The 16,250-nt window shown below is 57.0% G+C and carries 17 protein-coding genes and 1 pseudogene; 14 read left to right on the top strand and 4 right to left on the bottom strand.

Translation table 11 applies throughout. The features are described from left to right. The first annotated feature begins 17 nt into the window (after positions 1–17). From ACOTXL_RS01515 to ACOTXL_RS01535, 5 genes and pseudogenes are all read left to right on the top strand, one after another. The gene (locus ACOTXL_RS01515) at positions 18–1,040 is read left to right on the top strand and encodes an ABC transporter permease (protein WP_003857077.1); all 1,023 of its coding nucleotides are present in this window, start codon (positions 18–20) and stop codon (positions 1,038–1,040) included. Further along, positions 1,037–1,933, top strand: coding sequence for a D,D-dipeptide ABC transporter permease (gene ddpC, locus ACOTXL_RS01520; protein WP_003857076.1), 897 nt, complete (start codon positions 1,037–1,039; stop codon positions 1,931–1,933). Before ACOTXL_RS01515 ends, ddpC begins: the two co-directional genes overlap by 4 nt. After that, positions 1,930–2,916: an ABC transporter ATP-binding protein gene (locus tag ACOTXL_RS01525; protein ID WP_003857075.1), complete on the top strand. Its 987-nt coding sequence runs from the start codon at positions 1,930–1,932 to the stop codon at positions 2,914–2,916. Before ddpC ends, ACOTXL_RS01525 begins: the two co-directional genes overlap by 4 nt. Before the next feature lie 94 nt (positions 2,917–3,010). After that, positions 3,011–3,811 (top strand): annotated as a pseudogene (locus ACOTXL_RS01530) (ABC transporter ATP-binding protein); the annotation flags it as partial. After that, a complete protein-coding gene (locus ACOTXL_RS01535) occupies positions 3,768–3,878 on the top strand; it encodes a hypothetical protein (protein WP_349861263.1) in 111 nt (36 codons plus the stop codon). The pseudogene ACOTXL_RS01530 and the gene ACOTXL_RS01535, both read left to right, overlap by 44 nt. Here ACOTXL_RS01535 and ACOTXL_RS01540 read toward each other — a convergent pair. Beyond that, positions 3,832–4,581, bottom strand: coding sequence for an SDR family oxidoreductase (locus ACOTXL_RS01540; protein ID WP_003857073.1), 750 nt, complete (start codon positions 4,579–4,581; stop codon positions 3,832–3,834). The two genes, ACOTXL_RS01535 and ACOTXL_RS01540, sit on opposite strands and share 47 nt — an antisense overlap. A 136-nt stretch (positions 4,582–4,717) precedes the next feature. Here ACOTXL_RS01540 and ACOTXL_RS01545 point away from each other — a divergent pair, with 136 nt between their 5' ends. After that, complete coding sequence (locus ACOTXL_RS01545; RefSeq protein WP_023324676.1) at positions 4,718–5,623, top strand: LysR family transcriptional regulator; 906 nt, start codon at positions 4,718–4,720, stop codon at positions 5,621–5,623. A 23-nt stretch (positions 5,624–5,646) separates the two neighbouring features. On the opposite strand, the gene ACOTXL_RS01550 is transcribed toward ACOTXL_RS01545, so the two are convergent. Both ACOTXL_RS01550 and ACOTXL_RS01555 read right to left on the bottom strand, forming a co-directional pair. Next, the gene (locus ACOTXL_RS01550) at positions 5,647–6,075 is read right to left on the bottom strand and encodes an OsmC family protein (protein WP_003857069.1); all 429 of its coding nucleotides are present in this window, start codon (positions 6,073–6,075) and stop codon (positions 5,647–5,649) included. A 69-nt stretch (positions 6,076–6,144) separates the two neighbouring features. Further along, positions 6,145–7,032: a LysR family transcriptional regulator gene (locus ACOTXL_RS01555; protein ID WP_072223364.1), complete on the bottom strand. Its 888-nt coding sequence runs from the start codon at positions 7,030–7,032 to the stop codon at positions 6,145–6,147. Between the two features lie 111 nt (positions 7,033–7,143). Between ACOTXL_RS01555 and ACOTXL_RS01560 the strand changes: the two genes are divergently transcribed. From ACOTXL_RS01560 to adhP, 7 genes are all read left to right on the top strand, one after another. After that, positions 7,144–7,995: a Vmh family MBL fold metallo-hydrolase gene (locus tag ACOTXL_RS01560; protein ID WP_032666370.1), complete on the top strand. Its 852-nt coding sequence runs from the start codon at positions 7,144–7,146 to the stop codon at positions 7,993–7,995. A gap of 51 nt (positions 7,996–8,046) precedes the next feature. After that, positions 8,047–8,568, top strand: coding sequence for a VOC family protein (locus ACOTXL_RS01565; RefSeq protein WP_045350001.1), 522 nt, complete (start codon positions 8,047–8,049; stop codon positions 8,566–8,568). Positions 8,569–8,709: 141 nt separating this feature from the next. Next, on the top strand, positions 8,710–8,925 hold the full coding sequence (bdm, locus tag ACOTXL_RS01570; protein ID WP_003857061.1) for a biofilm-dependent modulation protein: 216 nt from the start codon (positions 8,710–8,712) through the stop codon (positions 8,923–8,925). A gap of 95 nt (positions 8,926–9,020) precedes the next feature. Beyond that, positions 9,021–9,158 carry a stationary-phase-induced ribosome-associated protein gene (gene sra, locus ACOTXL_RS01575; RefSeq protein WP_003857059.1) on the top strand — a complete coding sequence of 46 codons (138 nt, stop codon included), beginning with the start codon at positions 9,021–9,023 and terminating at the stop codon, positions 9,156–9,158. Positions 9,159–9,334: 176 nt separating this feature from the next. Next, the gene (locus ACOTXL_RS01580) at positions 9,335–11,032 is read left to right on the top strand and encodes an NAD-dependent malic enzyme (RefSeq protein WP_003857058.1); all 1,698 of its coding nucleotides are present in this window, start codon (positions 9,335–9,337) and stop codon (positions 11,030–11,032) included. A 387-nt stretch (positions 11,033–11,419) separates the two neighbouring features. Then, positions 11,420–13,129: an ABC-F family ATP-binding cassette domain-containing protein gene (locus ACOTXL_RS01585; RefSeq protein WP_045350003.1), complete on the top strand. Its 1,710-nt coding sequence runs from the start codon at positions 11,420–11,422 to the stop codon at positions 13,127–13,129. A 206-nt stretch (positions 13,130–13,335) separates the two neighbouring features. Then, positions 13,336–14,346, top strand: coding sequence for an alcohol dehydrogenase AdhP (adhP, locus tag ACOTXL_RS01590; protein ID WP_023314184.1), 1,011 nt, complete (start codon positions 13,336–13,338; stop codon positions 14,344–14,346). Positions 14,347–14,385: 39 nt separating this feature from the next. On the opposite strand, the gene ACOTXL_RS01595 is transcribed toward adhP, so the two are convergent. Beyond that, positions 14,386–14,895 carry an RrF2 family transcriptional regulator gene (locus ACOTXL_RS01595; protein WP_015570482.1) on the bottom strand — a complete coding sequence of 170 codons (510 nt, stop codon included), beginning with the start codon at positions 14,893–14,895 and terminating at the stop codon, positions 14,386–14,388. Between the two features lie 130 nt (positions 14,896–15,025). Here ACOTXL_RS01595 and ACOTXL_RS01600 point away from each other — a divergent pair, with 130 nt between their 5' ends. Beyond that, positions 15,026–16,228 carry an NAD(P)/FAD-dependent oxidoreductase gene (locus tag ACOTXL_RS01600; RefSeq protein ID WP_045336317.1) on the top strand — a complete coding sequence of 401 codons (1,203 nt, stop codon included), beginning with the start codon at positions 15,026–15,028 and terminating at the stop codon, positions 16,226–16,228. The last annotated feature ends 22 nt before the right edge of the window (positions 16,229–16,250 follow it).

Here is a 16,250-nt window from a genome sequence, read left to right on the forward strand (position 1 = left end):
ACGCCGGGGGGAAGTGTATGACGTTCTGGAGCATTGTGCGCCAGCGCTGCTGGGGGTTAATCCTGGTGGTGGCCGGTGTCTGTATTATTACTTTTATTATTTCACACCTGATCCCCGGCGATCCGGCCCGCCTGCTGGCCGGTGACCGCGCCAGCGATGAAATCGTGCAGGGCATCCGCCAGCAGCTGGGGCTGGATCAACCGCTCTATATTCAGTTTGGCCGCTATGTAGAGGCGCTGGCGCATGGCGATCTGGGCACATCCATTCGCACCGGTCGCCCCGTTGCGGAAGATTTGAAAGCCTTTTTCCCCGCCACGCTGGAACTGGCCTTCTGCTCTTTGCTGCTGGCCCTGGTGATTGGCGTGCCGCTGGGCATTTTATCGGCGGTGTACCGTAACCGCTGGCTGGATCACCTGGTGCGACTGATGGCGATGACCGGCATCTCGACGCCTGCCTTCTGGCTGGGACTGGGAGTTATCGTTCTGTTCTACGGGCAACTGCAAATTCTGCCCGGCGGCGGCAGGCTGGACGACTGGCTCGATCCGCCCGCCCACGTTACCGGTTTTTATCTGCTGGACGCTCTGCTGGAAGGCAACGGCGAGGTGTTTTTCAACGCCCTACAGCACCTGATTCTCCCCTCCCTGACCCTGGCCTTTGTGCATCTGGGTATTGTGGCGCGTCAGGTACGTTCCGCGATGCTGGAGCAACTGAGCGAGGATTATATTCGTACCGCCCGCGCGAGCGGGTTGCCGGGGTGGTACATCGTGCTGCGCTACGCCTTACCCAACGCCATGATCCCCTCCATTACCGTGCTCGGGCTGGCGCTGGGCGATCTGCTGTACGGGGCAGTCCTTACCGAAACCGTGTTTGCCTGGCCGGGAATGGGAGCCTGGGTGGTGACCTCCATTCAGGCGCTGGACTTCCCTGCCGTCATGGGCTTCGCGGTCGTGGTATCGCTGGCCTATGTCTTCGTCAATCTGGTGGTGGATCTGCTGTATCTGTGGATCGACCCGCGAATCGGGCGCGGAGGTGCCGAATGATGTTAACTCAGGAAACGCCCGTCCCTGTCAGCACCGCTAAACAGCGCATTAACTGGGCAAAGCTATTCTGGATGTTACGCAAAAGCCCGCTCACGCTGATCGGCGGGGTGATTATGATCGTGATGCTGCTGATGATGATGGTCTCGCCGTGGATAGTCCCGCACGATCCGAATGCGCTGGATCTGACCGCGCGATTGCAGGCGCCTTCAGCCCAGCACTGGTTTGGCACCGATGAGGTGGGCCGGGATCTGTTCAGCCGCGTGCTGGTGGGCAGCCAGCAGTCCATCACGGCGGGGCTGGCGGTGGTGGTGATTGCGGGCGGCATCGGTTCTCTGCTCGGCTGTTTGTCCGGCGTACTCGGCGGACGCGGCGACGCCATCATTATGCGTATCATGGACATTATGCTCTCCATCCCCTCGCTGGTGTTGACGATGGCGCTGGCCGCCGCGCTCGGCCCAAGCCTGTTTAACGCGATGCTGGCGATTGCGATTGTACGCATTCCGTTTTACGTGCGGCTGGCACGCGGGCAAACGCTGTTGGTGCGCCAGTTCACCTACGTGCAGGCCGCCCGCACCTTTGGCGCATCGCGCTGGCACCTGATCAGCTGGCATATTCTGCGTAACGCCCTCCCGCCGCTGATCGTACAGGCGTCGCTGGATATCGGCAGCGCCATCCTGATGGCCGCCACGCTGGGCTTTATTGGATTAGGCGCGCAGCAGCCGACCGCCGAATGGGGCGCGATGGTGGCCGTGGGGCGTAACTACGTGCTTGACCAGTGGTGGTACTGCGCGTTTCCGGGGGCGGCAATTCTGATCACGGCGGTTGGGTTTAATCTGTTTGGCGATGGTCTTCGCGACCTGCTGGATCCCAAATCAGGAGGGAAGCAGTCATGAGTGATTCCGTATTATCGATTGAAGATTTGCATCTGAGCTTCCCCATTTTTCGCGGTGACGTCCACGCGCTCAACCACGTCTCGCTGGAGATTGGCCGGGGTGAAATTGTCGGCGTGGTGGGCGAATCCGGCTCGGGAAAATCGGTCACCGCGATGCTGGCGATGCGCCTGCTGCCGGAAGGCAGTTACCATGTTCACCATGGCCGGGTCACCCTGCTCGGGGAAGATGTCCTGAACGCGTCGGAAAAACAGCTTCGTCAGTGGCGCGGCGCCAGGGTGGCGATGATTTTTCAGGAGCCGATGACGGCGCTTAACCCTACGCGCCGGATTGGCAGGCAAATGGTGGAGGTGATCCGCCAGCATCAGTCGCTTTCCCGCCGCGACGCGCAGCAGAAGGCGATCGCCCTGCTGGGCGAGATGCAAATCCCGGATGCGGCACAGGTGATGGAACGCTATCCGTTTGAGCTTTCCGGCGGCATGCGCCAGCGGGTGATGATCGCCCTTGCCTTCTCCTGCGAGCCGGAGCTGATCATTGCCGATGAGCCGACCACCGCGCTGGACGTGACCGTTCAGCGTCAGGTGCTGCGGCTACTGAAACACAAAGCGCGCGCCAGCGGGACGTCGGTGCTGTTTATCAGTCACGATATGGCGGTGGTGTCGCAGCTTTGTGACCGGATGTACGTTATGTACGCGGGCAGCGTGATCGAAAGCGGCAGCACGCAGACTTTGATCCACCATCCTGTACACCCCTATTCGATTGGCCTGCTGCGGTGTGCCCCGGAAAATGGTGAACCGCGCGAGATCCTCCCGGCCATTCCCGGCACGGTACCTAACCTCAGCCACCTCCCGCGCGGATGTGCCTTTCGCGAACGCTGTTTTGCTGCCGGGGCGAAATGCAGCGAAACGCCGCGCTTAATTTCCACGGGCGCAGAAGGCCAACAGGCTGCCTGCTGGTACCCACAACAGGAGAGACGCCATGTCTGAGGTACTGCTGGAACTGGATAGCGTGCATGTGAATTTTCCTGCGCGCAAAAACTGGCTGGGGCGCGTGACGGAGCAGGTACACGCCCTCAACGGCATGGATCTCCGGATCCATCGCGGCGAAACGCTGGGCGTTGTGGGGGAATCCGGCTGTGGAAAGAGCACGCTGGCGCAACTGCTGATGGGCATGCTCAAACCGAGTACAGGTGCCTGTCAGCGCGCAAATGCGGCAGGCGGTATGCAGATGGTATTTCAGGACCCGCTCTCGTCCCTCGATCCGCGTTTACCCGTCTGGCGCATCATCACCGAGCCGGTGTGGATACAGCAACGCCGCAGCGAACGGGAGCGTCGTCAGCTGGCTGAGACGCTGGCGCAGCAGGTGGGCATTCGAGCAGAATATCTTGACCGCCTGCCGCATGCGTTTTCGGGCGGACAGCGCCAGCGCATCGCTATCGCCCGGGCGCTCTCTTCAGATCCTGACATCATCGTGCTGGATGAACCCACCAGCGCGCTGGATATTTCTGTCCAGGCGCAGATCCTCAATTTGCTGGTTGCCCTGCAACAGCAGCGAAATCTGACCTACGTACTGATCTCGCACAACGTCTCGGTGGTCCGGCACATGAGCGATCGTGTGGCAGTGATGTATCTGGGGCAGATCGTGGAGCTGGGTCCGGCGGACCAGGTGCTGAGTCAGCCGCGGCATCCGTATACGCAGCTGCTGCTTGACTCCGTTCCCCGTACCGGAGAACCGCTGGACGAAGATCTGGCATTACGCAAAACCGATCTTCCCGGTAATCGCCACCTGCCCGTTGGCTGCTACTTCCGCGACCGCTGCCCGCTGGCGATGCAGGGATGTGAACGGCCGCAGCCGCTTCAGCCCGCAGCCGAAGGCCGAAGCGTACGCTGCTGGCGTAACCGCTAGATTTGCGCCATCCCGCCATCGACAAACAGCTCCGTGGCGTTAATAAAGCTGGCGGCATCGGACGCCAGAAACGCCACGGCTTTCCCGACTTCGCCCGGCGCGCCCAGGCGACCCAGCGGTACCTGGGCCGCCAGCGCATCGTATAATCCCTGACGCTGTTCTTCGGGAACCAGATCGCCAAGACCGGGCGTTTTCACGGGGCCAGGGCTGACGACGTTGACGCGTATCCCGCGGCCCTGTAAGTCCAGCGCCCAGGAGCGGGCAAAGTTACGCACGGCGGCTTTACTGGCGCTGTAGACGCTAAAATTCGCCGTCCCCTTAATCGAAACCGTCGATCCGGTGAGGATAATGGATGAACCAGATGAGAGCAGCGGCAGCGCTTTCTGGACGGTGAACAGCACGCCGCGCACGTTGGTGGCAAAAATCCGGTCAAACTGCTCTTCGGTGATAGCGCCCAGCGGCAGCATGTCGCCGCCCCCGGCGTTGGCGAACAGAATATCGAGTCGTCCTTCTTCTTTAGCAATCTGCGCGTAAACCGCATCCAGATCGGCCATTCTGGAGACGTCCGCGCGGATAGCTACCGCCGCGGCGCCAATGTCTGCCCGGGCAGCATCCAGTTCGGCCTGACGACGTCCGGTGATATAGACCTTCGCTCCCTGCGCCGCCAGCTCCTGTGCCGTTGCGAGACCAATACCGGTGCTGCCACCGGTCACCAGAGCGATTTTTCCTGCAAGCGTTGTATTCATACTCATAACCTTTGTTGTGATGTAAAAGAGGAGCGTTTGCCCGCGTCAGGCAGACTTTAGACCTTGCGGGATTAGCGATAAACGGGCAAAAATGAAAATGAATTTTCACAGCAGGAAATAATCAGAGGAGATCTATGTGGATCAGCTAATGGCAATGCGTGCCTTTACGCGGGTGGTTGAATCCGGAAGCTTTACCCGAGCGGCAGACTCCCTGAACATGCCGATAGCCACGCTGAGCAAGCTGGTAAAATCACTTGAAGCGCACCTGGAAACACGGCTGCTGCATCGCACGACGCGCCGGGTGGTCACGACGGCAGAAGGCATGGAATACTACGAGAAAGCGCTACGGGTATTAATTGATATAGAGGACATTGATACCGCCTTTCGCGCATCGTGCTGCACGCCCAAAGGCCATTTGCGTATTGACGTGGGGGGCTCAACCGCCCGGGACGTGCTGATCCCCCTGCTGCCGGATTTTTTTCAGCGCTACCCGGATCTGCGCATTAACCTGGGGGTAGCCGATCGTCCGGTAGATTTAATCAGCGGAAACGTGGACTGCGTGATCCGCGGCGGCCCGCTGGATGACTCTTCGCTTATCGCGCGGCATATCGGTGATGCCGGGATGATCGCCTGCGCGGCGCCGGGCTATCTTAAAGCTCACGGCATCCCTGCCTATCCGCAGGAGCTGCGCAACGGCCATAAGCTGATTAGCTACCTTTCCCCGGTTACCGGACGCGCATTTCCGTTCCGCTTCCTTGACCGGGGTGAGCCCCTGGAGATCAGCGTTCCGCACCACCTTGGGGTCAATGAAAGCAACGCACATCTGGCCGCGGCGCTGGCGGGTTTAGGGATTATTCAGACGTTTGGCTATGCTGCGAGAGCGCATCTGGAAACGGGCGCGCTGGTAGAGATCCTGAGCGACTGGCGTCCTAAGGCGTATCCTTTTCACGTGGTCTATCCCCAGAGTCGGCATTTAACGCATCGCCTGAGAGTGTTTATTGCGTGGCTTGCCGAGGTTTTCCCTGCGGCAGTGAAAGGTTAGCCGGGCATTTGCCCGGCCTGATATCAGTTCAGTTTGTAATCCAGCGTGATTTCGGCTTTCAACAGCTGCGATACCGGACAACCCGCCTTCGCTTTCTGAATAATGCCGTCGAACTGCTGCGGATCGATACCCGGTACCGTCACCTTGCTTTGTAGCGCCACTTTGCTGATGGCAAAACCGCTGTCGGTTTTATCCAGCGAGACATCCGCCGTGGTATCGATGGAATCGGCAGTATAACCCGCTTCGCCCAGCATTAGAGACAGGGCCATAGAGAAACAGGCCGCGTGCGCTGCGCCAATCAGCTCTTCCGGGTTAGTCCCTTTTTCGCCCTCGAAGCGGGTGTTAAAGCCGTAAGGTTGCTGGTTAAGGACGCCACTCTCTGTTGAGACCGTCCCTTTGCCGCGTTTGATGTCGCCAGACCAGTGTGCTGAACCGTGCTTATGAATCGTCATTCTTGCTCTCCTTTTGGCTTACAAAGGGATAAGTATAGGACGCATAATCCATTTTGCAGGGAAGACAGACTAGTCCGAGCGCGTGGCAAGGTGGTTTGCAAGTGCATCCAGGAACACACGCTGCGCCGCAGGCTGATAGTCTCGCGACTGATAAATACCAAAAATACCGATCGGTTTTGGCGTAAAGGCGCCGAGCACCGGCACCAGGCTGCCCTGCCGCAGCGCCGCGTCGGCCTCGCGCTCGGGCAGCATGGCAATACCACAGTGGTTTATCGCCGCCTCCATCAGCAATGACGAGATACTGGCGCTGAGATTGCCGCTGACCGCCGTCGTGACCGGCTCCCCTTCTGGCGTCAAAAAACGCCACGACTGACCGGCAAAAAAGCTGTAATGCAGGCAGTTGTGCCGGGATAAATCCTCCAGCTGCACTGGAACGCCCCGACTGGCAAGGTAGTGCGGCGAGGCGCAAAGTACGGACCGACACTCTCCCAGTCGGCGGGCGATCATGCCCGATTCAGGGTTATCGGTGATGCGGATCGCCACGTCAATTCGCTCGCCCACCAGACTTACCGGATGATTGTTAACATCCAGCTCAATGCGCAGCTGAGGGTAACGCTGCAACAGATCGGGCAGCACCGGAACGATAATATGCATCGCCGTAAAGTGCGCGCAGGCGACACGAAGCGTGCCTGAGGGTAAATCCTTCACTGACTGATCTTCAATTTCCTGAGAAATTTGCGAGAGCGTGCGGGTCTTTTGCAGGACCTTCTCCCCCGCCGCCGTCAGCGTCAGCTTGCGGGTGGAGCGGTTCACCAGCCGCGCCCCGGCCCACTTCTCCATTTGCTCCAGATAACGGCTCACCATCGGACGGGAGATCCCCAGCGCCCGCGCCGCCGCGCTTAAACTCCCCAGCTCACAGATGCGGTTGTACACCTGGGCGGCAATAACGCGATCCATTTTGACCTCCATTTGCTCGATTTATGAAACTAAGCATGTCCTGTTCCAGGAATTCTGGCAAATGAAGAGATCCGTACAATAGAGACTTTCCTGAAGAACAGAGACATGACCATGACTATCGCCCGCCTTGCTTTGCTGACAACCCTTTTCACTCCGGCCGTCTTTGCCGCGCCGTTGACCGTTGATACGTACAACCCGCAGGAAAAAGGCATTTTTGCCGTTTCTTCCACGCTGGTGTCTGGCCCGAAAGAGGCGGTACTGTTTGACGCCCAGTTCAGCGTGAAAGATGGCGAAGCGCTGGTGGAAAAAATTCGCCACAGCGGTAAAACGCTGAACAAAATCGTGATCACCTCCGGCGATCCGGATTTCTATTTCGGCCTGCAACCGCTGGTGAAAGCCTTCCCTAATGCCAAAGTTGTCGCCACGCAACAGGTGGTGGACCATATCAGGGCCACAAAAGACGCGAAGCTCGCCTTCTGGGGGCCACAGATGAAAGACGGCGCGCCGTCACAGCTCTACGTGCCGCAAGTGCTTGCCTCAACCACCTTTATGATTGATGGTGAAAGAGTGAATATTGAAGAGCCTGAGAGCTATGCGGCGTACGTCTGGATCCCATCCGCAAAAACCATCCTCGGCGGCACGGGCGTCTCGTGGGGTATTCACGTCTGGACGGCAGATACCCAAACGCCGGAAAGCCGCAAACAGTGGCAGCAGACGCTGGATAGCATGGCAGCCCTTAAGCCCGAACACGTTATTCCGGGCCACTACCTTGGGACACCGCCAGCGGGTACCGGCGCTATCGACTTTACCCGTCGCTATCTACATCAGTTTGAACAGGCCCTCATGACACATAAAGCGTCAACCGGCGTCATTAGCACGATGAAAAAACAATGGCCGAATCTGGCGGAAGCCAGTTCGCTGGAATTGAGTGCCAAAGTGAATACCGGCGAAATGAAGTGGTAATATCCTGATTATCTCCTGCTATATTTAAATTTTTTATAGCAGGAGTTTACTATGCCATCGTCAGTAAGGGGCATCGACCATATCGGTATTACGGTGCCCGACATTGAAAAAGCCACCCTATTTTTTGAACGCGCTTTCGGCGCACAGGTTTTATATCATTCTGTCGATGCGGAAACCGATAATATTGATCAGGCCGCCCAGCAGCACACCTTAAAATTATTTCCCGGCACAAAAATTCACGCCATTCGCATGCTTGTTATGCCCCATGGACCCGGCATTGAACTTTTCGAAATGCATGGCCCTGAACAGGGAATGCCCGCCCGCGCAAGCGACTTTGGCCTCCAGCATTTTGCTGTTTATGTTGATGATTTTGATAAGGCGATAGCCGCTTTCACCGCTGCCGGCGGGGAGATATTTACCGCGCCAAAGCCGCTCACGTTTCCGGATGAGCAAGGTGAAGGGAATGCTTTCTGCTATGGGCAGACCCCCTGGGGCAGCATTGTGGAATTGATCTCCTGGCCGGCGCCCATGCCTTATGAAAAAACGACAATTTTACGCCGCTGGAAACCCTGAATTTTATTTGTGTGCCAGGAGAGATGATATTTTTATTTCCAGGACGAATCTGAACCACAACGGCGAAAATATTTGCCAATCTGAATGTGAATTACGATTTTGCACGCCGTAACATTAAACAGACAACGACACGGAGGCAGCATGTTTACTTATTACCCGGCACATACCACAGCAGCACAACCCGAACTCGTTAACGCGATTGCGCAGGGTCTTCAGGCAGAGCACGGTGTTGTTACCGAAGATGACATTTTGATGGAACTGACCAAGTGGGTGGAAGCCACAGACAATGACATCCTCAGTGACATCTACCAGCAAACCATCAACTATGTGGTCAGCGGGCAAAATGCACCTTTGTAAAAACCTGCTAAGCTGGATCAGCAACCTAAGGGGTTACATTTCGTTTGCGTGAGCAAACTTGTCCTTAAAACTATCAACGGGATTGAGGAGTTAAAATGAAATCGAACCGTCAGGCACGCCACATTCTGGGACTGAACTACAAGCTCTCTAACAAGCGTAAAGTGGTTATTGAGGAGGGTAGCGAAACGCAGGTTACCCACGCTACCGGCAGAAAACGCCCTTCCGGCAAGTAAGTTCCGGCACGATATTCACAACACCATCGGTAATCCCGATGGTGTTTTTGTTTATGTGTTGCGGTAATTAATATTCAGCTCCTTTATAATACCAACCGACCGCACCCCGTAGCACAGGCCAGAAAGATGACAAACAGCAGTGTCAGGGACGGATCTTCTTAAAAAGAGTGAGTGACATGGACAACAAACTGAAAAAACATCGTTCCCTTTATATTCCTTACGCCGGTCCGGTTTTACTGGAGTTTCCCCTTCTGAACAAAGGCAGCGCCTTTAGCATGGAAGAGCGCAGCAGCTTTAACCTGCTGGGCCTGCTGCCTGAAGTGGTTGAAACCATTGAAGAACAGGCGGAACGCGCCTGGATCCAGTATCAGGGTTTTAAAACCGAAATCGATAAGCACATCTACCTGCGTAATATCCAGGACACCAACGAAACCCTCTTCTACCGCCTGGTGCAGAACCATCTCGAAGAGATGATGCCCGTCATTTACACCCCAACCGTCGGCGCGGCATGTGAACGCTTCTCAGAGATCTACCGTCGTTCCCGCGGCGTGTTCATCTCTTATCAGAACCGTCACAACATGGATGACATTCTGCAAAACGTGCCGAACCACAACATCAAGGTGATCGTGGTAACCGATGGCGAACGTATTCTGGGCCTTGGCGACCAGGGCATTGGCGGGATGGGTATTCCCATCGGTAAGCTCTCGCTGTACACCGCCTGCGGCGGGATCAGCCCGGCCTACACCCTGCCGGTGGTCCTGGACGTGGGGACCAACAACCAGCAACTGCTGAACGATCCGCTGTACATGGGGTGGCGTCACCCGCGCATTACCGACGACGAGTACTATCAGTTTGTGGATGATTTCATCCAGGCCGTGAAGCACCGCTGGCCGGACGTGCTGTTGCAGTTCGAAGACTTCGCACAGAAAAACGCCATGCCGCTGCTGAACCGCTACCGCGATGAGATCTGCTCGTTCAACGATGACATTCAGGGCACTGCGGCAGTGACCGTCGGTACGCTGATTGCTGCGAGCCGTGCGGCAGGCAGCCAGCTCAGCTATCAGAAAATTGTCTTCCTGGGTGCAGGCTCCGCGGGCTGCGGCATCGCCGAGCAAATTATTGCCCAGACCCAGCGCGAAGGCTTAAGCGAAGAGCTCGCCCGCTCCCGCGTCTTTATGGTGGACCGTTTTGGCCTGCTGACCGACGGTATGCCAAACCTGCTCCCGTTCCAGACCAAACTGGTGCAGAAGCGCGAGAACCTGAAAAACTGGGATACGGATAACGAGGTGCTCTCGCTTCTTGACGTGGTGCGCAACGTGAAACCGGATATTCTGATCGGCGTATCCGGGCAGACCGGCCTCTTCACGGAGGAGATCATTCGCGAGATGCATAAGCACTGCGAACGCCCTATCGTGATGCCGCTATCGAACCCGACCTCACGCGTGGAGGCGACGCCGCAGGATATCATCGCCTGGACCGAAGGCAATGCGCTGGTCGCGACCGGCAGTCCGTTCGATCCGGTGGTGTGGAAGGACAAGCTCTACCCCATTGCGCAGTGCAATAACTCCTATATCTTCCCGGGTATTGGTCTGGGAGTGATCGCTTCCGGCGCGTCCCGCATCACCGACGAAATGCTGATGTCCGCGAGCGAAACGCTGGCAGGTCACTCACCACTGGTGAATAACGGTGAAGGCCTGGTACTGCCGGAGCTGAAAGACATTCATAAAGTGTCCCGCGCAATTGCCTTCGCGGTAGGCAAAATGGCGCAGCAGCAAGGCGTCGCGGTGAAAACCTCTGCCGATGCGTTGCAGCAGGCGATTGATGATAATTTCTGGATGCCGGAATACCGTAGCTATCGTCGTACTTCGATTTAAGCATCGCCCCTCACCCAGCCCTCTCCCCAAAGGGGAGAGGGTGAAAACCGCACCGGACAGTCCCCTCGCCCCTTTGGGGAGAGGGTTAGGGTGAGGGGAATATACGGCACTTCCCACTAGCCAAACCCATTTTCCCCCGCTACACTCCCTTCATCCATTAACCTACTGAATATATAAGGAGGCCAATTATGCTGTACTGTGAAATTTTCAATGTTTCACATACATTTGGTGATCGCACCAGCTCAAGCGTTATCGGTATCGTGCTGCGATAACTTCCGCTTGAGCGAAGACACTAACCCCTGAAATCCCTTCTCTCGGGCTTACTGAGTTATCGTCAGCGATGTTTGACGAGGCATAAACATGCCTGTAACTCCTGGGTAAGCAACAATGAGCACTCTACTCACTGCATATTCTTTACGTGTTGATACCGCGTTTGGCACGCTCTTCGACTCTCTCTCCTTTACGTTGAAAAAAGGCGACCGCATTGGCCTGCTGGGTGATAACGGCTGCGGAAAAAGTACGCTGCTGAAAATCCTCGACGGGACGCAGTCCCCTGCTGCCGGAACCGTTTCACTGGCGGGACATTGCCTGCTGGCGCGCGTGGAACAACATCTGCCGGAGACCCTTTATCCCCTGACCATGCTGGATGCGGTGCTGGCGCAGCTGCCGACCGGTGAGCGCGACAGTCTTCGCTGGAAGGCCGAGACGCTGCTGGCCGGAATGGGCTTTACGACGCAGGAAACGGCGCTGCAATCCGCCACGCTGAGCGGCGGTCAGCATACGCGGTTGCTGCTGGCGCGGGCGTTGATAAGCGATCCGGATCTCTTGCTTCTGGACGAACCGAGCAACCACCTCGACCTGCCGGCCCTGCTGTGGCTGGAGCAGTTTTTACAGAGCTGGTCCGGCAGCTTTGTGCTGGTTTCACACGACAGGCAACTGCTGGACGCGATAACCAACGGCAGCTGGATCCTGCGCGATAAAACACTGCACTACTTCGCCCTTCCCTGCACTGCCGCCCGTCAGGCGCTGGAGGCGAAAGACGAAAGCGATGCGCTGCGGCATAAGGCAGAGCAAAAAGAGATCGACCGCGTCACGGCCAGCGCCAAACGCCTCGCGACCTGGGGCAAGGTCTACGACAACGAAGATCTCTCCCGTAAGGCTAAGCAGATGGAAAAACAGGTCGAACGGCTTAAAGAAAACCAGACGGAACTGACGGCGGGAAGCCCGTGGACCTTAACCCTGCGCGGGGACGCGCTTCGGGCCGACCGCCTGCTGGAAATAACCGACCTCGGCGTCCCCCCGGCGCCGGGTCTGCCAGACCTGTTTACCCTCGTCAGCGCGCGGCTGAAGAGCGGCGATCGCGTGGCGATTGTGGGTCGTAACGGCTGCGGAAAATCGTCGCTGCTGAAGCTTATCTGGCGACATTTTCGCGACGAGATCTCGGACGAGCGGCTTAAGCGTCATCCGCGCGTTTCACCCGGCTACTACGACCAGACGCTGCATCAGTTGCCAGACGATACGGAGCTGCTTGATGCGCTGGAGCCTTTCGCGCCAGATCCGCAGACCCGTAAAATGGCGCTCATCAGTGCCGGCTTCCCGTGGGCGCGGCACGGGCAAAAAGTCAGTACGCTGAGCGGCGGGGAACGTTCGCGCCTGCTGTTCGTCGGCCTGACCCTTGCCCGTTATAGCCTGCTGATGCTGGATGAACCGACCAACCACCTGGATATGGAGGGCAAAGAGGCGCTGGCGGAAACGCTGCAACAGTTTGAAGGCGGAGTGCTGCTGGTGAGCCACGATCGTCAGTTAATTAGCCAGTGCTGTAACCGCTTCTGGCTGATTGAGGACGGCAGGCTGAGCGAATGGCACGATGCGGAGGCGGTCTTTGAGCGCCTGCGTGAGGACGCCGGTCCGGTTGTACCTGAGGCATCGAACGCCGCATTAAAGGCACCCTCTTCAGCGTCAGACGATCTGCTCGAACGCCTTGTCGCCCTGGAAACGTTGCTGGAAGAAGATTTGGCGCGTAAGCCCAAACATCAAAAACCGCAGTTGCAGGCGCAATGGCGAAAAGAGATTGAGGAGATAGAAGCCCAACTGTAAGTCTGTACCCGGCGGTCATTACGCCGGGTCTTTTTTACGTCAGTGTTTTTCCCTACTGATTATTAGAGGATCGCCGTATTCTTAATCTGAAACTGAGCTAAATGATGACATTATGTTGCGGTTGCCTTGCATTACAGCGTCAAAGTATTAATCCTTAATGGGTATTACACCTGCTATGCAGATACTCATCATGAAAGGAGAAACACATGAAGGCTGCTGTTGTCACTCAGGATCATCAGGTTAATGTTACAGAGAAAACCTTACGCGCGCTTAAACATGGTGAAGCGCTGCTGAAGATGGAGTGCTGTGGCGTGTGCCATACCGATCTCCATGTTAAGAATGGTGATTTTGGCGACAAAACCGGGGTGATCCTCGGCCACGAAGGGATTGGTATCGTCAAAGAGATTGGTCCTGGCGTCACGTCGCTAAAAGTAGGCGACCGTGCAAGCGTGGCGTGGTTCTTTGAAGGCTGTGGCCACTGTGAATATTGTAATACCGGCAACGAAACGCTGTGCCGTGACGTGAAAAACGCGGGTTACTCCGTTGACGGCGGCATGGCGGAAGAGTGCATCGTAACCGCGGATTACGCGGTTAAAGTCCCGGACGGGCTGGACTCCGCGGCGGCCAGCAGCATCACCTGCGCCGGGGTCACCACCTACAAAGCGGTAAAAGTCTCTGACATCAAACCCGGCCAGTGGATTGCGATCTATGGCCTGGGCGGTCTGGGCAACCTCGCGCTGCAATACGCCAAAAATGTCTTCAATGCGAAGGTTATCGCCATTGACGTGAATGACGAGCAGCTGAAGCTCGCTGCCAGCATGGGCGCAGACTTAACCGTGAACTCTCGCAGTGAAGATGCGGCAAAAGTGATTCAGGAGAAAACCGGCGGTGCGCATGCGGCGGTGGTGACGGCAGTAGCGAAAGCGGCCTTCAACTCTGCCGTTGACGCAGTTCGCGCCGGAGGCCGCGTGGTGGCTGTTGGCCTGCCGCCGGAAGCGATGAGCCTGGATATTCCACGTCTGGTCCTGGATGGGATTCAGGTGGTGGGCTCTCTGGTGGGTACCCGTCAGGATCTGCTCGAAGCCTTCCAGTTTGCGGCTGAAGGTAAGGTGGTTCCGAAAGTCACGATGCGCCCATTGGAAGATATCAACGCTATCTTTAAAGAGATGGAACAGGGCCAGATCCGTGGCCGTATGGTGATTGATTTACGTTCTTAACCGCGGCGGCCGGGTAGCGGCTTTGCCCTGCCCGGCTTTTCACGTGGACGAACGGCGATCGGAAATCCACTCCTGAACCTCGATCTGGAACGTGTCAGGCGCTTTTCGATACATCTTCCGCGCCAGATCCAGGATGGTATGGCGCCCTAACTCCTCTTCCATCCGCTGCTGCGCGCTGTCCATGACCGAGCGCACCCCACACGGGCCGTCACAGACCCAGGCAGGTGGCGTTTCATCAAACACCGCCAGGCGCTGACGCACTTCCCGACACTCAAACATATTCTTCTCGCCGTCGATGGCGTGCGCCACGTCCAGCACGCTGATCAGCTCTGCCGGACGCGCCAGCCGGAAGCCTCCCCCTTTACCCTCGGTGCTGATAACCAGCCCCGCGCGTGATAAACGGGTGAAGATTTTTCCAAGATAGTCGTACGGCACGCCCTGCAAGGCCGCCATCTCCCGGACGCTCATCTCACGTTCATTGCCTTTTGCATCCACCATACACATCAGGCTATGAATGCCATATTCCACACCAGAACTGTAAAACGCCATGGCTCACTCCGGGTCATTGTTCGCTGCATTATAACGATTTTTAACTCAGAAAGAAGTTGTCGCAGTTAACTCCGACAAGTATAGTGGCAGTTATGTCAGACATACAGCCTGACGCACTAAAGGATCGAGTATGAAAAAGCAGATTTTAATTGTGGGTAGTGGGTTTTCCGGTATGTGGGCTGCGGTCAGCGCCGCGCGCCTTTCTGCTCTGGCGGGTAACAATAGCCTCAGCATTGCCGTGCTGGCCCCTGTTGCGGAGCTACGCGTTCGCCCACGCTTTTATGAAGAGAACGTGTCGACGATGGTCGCGCCGCTGACCGAACTGTTTGCTGAGCTGGGCATTACCTTTATTGCGGGCGAAGCACAACGTATTGATACCTCGTCTAAAACCGTTTTGTATCGCGATTCAAACGGCGCGATTGCTGACGTCGCCTGGGAACGTCTGATCCTCGCAACCGGTAGCCAGACTAAACGTCCTCCTGTTGCCGGTCTGGCTGAATACGCCTTTGATATCGACCAACTCGACTCCGCCAGGTTATTCGAGCAACATCTTGATTCGCTGGTTTCGCGCCCCTCCACCCCGGAGCGTAATACCGTGGTCGTGTGTGGCGGCGGCTTTACCGGCATCGAGCTGGCAACGGAACTCCCTGCCCGGCTCCGCACTCGCTTCGGCGCCAATACAAAGACTAAAATAATCGTAGTTGAAAGGGGTGCAACCATTGGCGGGCGTTACAGCGAGGCGCTGAGAAACACCATTGAAGAAGCAAGCAGCGCGCTGGGCGTTGAATGGCGTTTAAACAGTGAAGTTGAAGCCATCGATGCCAGCGGCGTAACGCTGAAAAACGGAGAACGCATTGCCAGCGCCACTGTAGTGTGGACGGCAGGGGTAGAAGCTAACCCCCTCAGCCTGCAAATTGACGGGGAACGCGACACTCAGGGACGCCTTATCGTCACCGACACATTGCAGGTTCCTGCGCATCCGGAGGTTTACGCGACGGGTGATATGGCGCATGCCAAAACGGACGATGTGGGCAACACGGCGCTGATGACCTGCCAGCACGCGATCCAGTTGGGGAAATTCGCCGGACACAACGCGGCGGCCAGCCTGTTAAATGTGGAGCCGTACCCTTACCGTCAGGTGAACTACGTTACCTGTCTGGATTTGGGTAGCTGGGGCGCGGTATACACCGAGGGCTGGGACCAGCGCATTAAATCCGTGCGCGAGGAAGGCAAAAAGATCAAAGTTGCCATCACCAACGAACTGATTTACCCGCCAGCAGCAGACAAAGCGGTTGCTTTTGCCGCCGCTGACCCGCTGGCGAAATTCGTGTAGTCCACTCCACCACCCGCGACCA

The organism is Enterobacter cloacae complex sp. IR5402 (assembly GCF_049238125.1).
GTDB lineage: Bacteria > Pseudomonadota > Gammaproteobacteria > Enterobacterales > Enterobacteriaceae > Enterobacter > Enterobacter hormaechei_C.

Coding starts and splice junctions, on each gene's coding strand:
- bdm (WP_003857061.1), top strand. CDS start 8,710: ATGTTTACTTATTACCCGGCACATACCACAGCAGCACAACCCGAACTC.
- ACOTXL_RS01580 (WP_003857058.1), top strand. CDS start 9,335: ATGGACAACAAACTGAAAAAACATCGTTCCCTTTATATTCCTTACGCC.
- ACOTXL_RS01550 (WP_003857069.1), bottom strand. CDS start 6,075: ATGACGATTCATAAGCACGGTTCAGCACACTGGTCTGGCGACATCAAA.
- ACOTXL_RS01600 (WP_045336317.1), top strand. CDS start 15,026: ATGAAAAAGCAGATTTTAATTGTGGGTAGTGGGTTTTCCGGTATGTGG.
- ACOTXL_RS01585 (WP_045350003.1), top strand. CDS start 11,420: ATGAGCACTCTACTCACTGCATATTCTTTACGTGTTGATACCGCGTTT.
- ACOTXL_RS01595 (WP_015570482.1), bottom strand. CDS start 14,895: ATGGCGTTTTACAGTTCTGGTGTGGAATATGGCATTCATAGCCTGATG.
- ACOTXL_RS01515 (WP_003857077.1), top strand. CDS start 18: ATGACGTTCTGGAGCATTGTGCGCCAGCGCTGCTGGGGGTTAATCCTG.
- ddpC (WP_003857076.1), top strand. CDS start 1,037: ATGATGTTAACTCAGGAAACGCCCGTCCCTGTCAGCACCGCTAAACAG.
- ACOTXL_RS01555 (WP_072223364.1), bottom strand. CDS start 7,032: ATGGATCGCGTTATTGCCGCCCAGGTGTACAACCGCATCTGTGAGCTG.
- ACOTXL_RS01525 (WP_003857075.1), top strand. CDS start 1,930: ATGAGTGATTCCGTATTATCGATTGAAGATTTGCATCTGAGCTTCCCC.
- ACOTXL_RS01565 (WP_045350001.1), top strand. CDS start 8,047: ATGCCATCGTCAGTAAGGGGCATCGACCATATCGGTATTACGGTGCCC.
- sra (WP_003857059.1), top strand. CDS start 9,021: ATGAAATCGAACCGTCAGGCACGCCACATTCTGGGACTGAACTACAAG.
- ACOTXL_RS01560 (WP_032666370.1), top strand. CDS start 7,144: ATGACTATCGCCCGCCTTGCTTTGCTGACAACCCTTTTCACTCCGGCC.
- ACOTXL_RS01540 (WP_003857073.1), bottom strand. CDS start 4,581: ATGAATACAACGCTTGCAGGAAAAATCGCTCTGGTGACCGGTGGCAGC.
- adhP (WP_023314184.1), top strand. CDS start 13,336: ATGAAGGCTGCTGTTGTCACTCAGGATCATCAGGTTAATGTTACAGAG.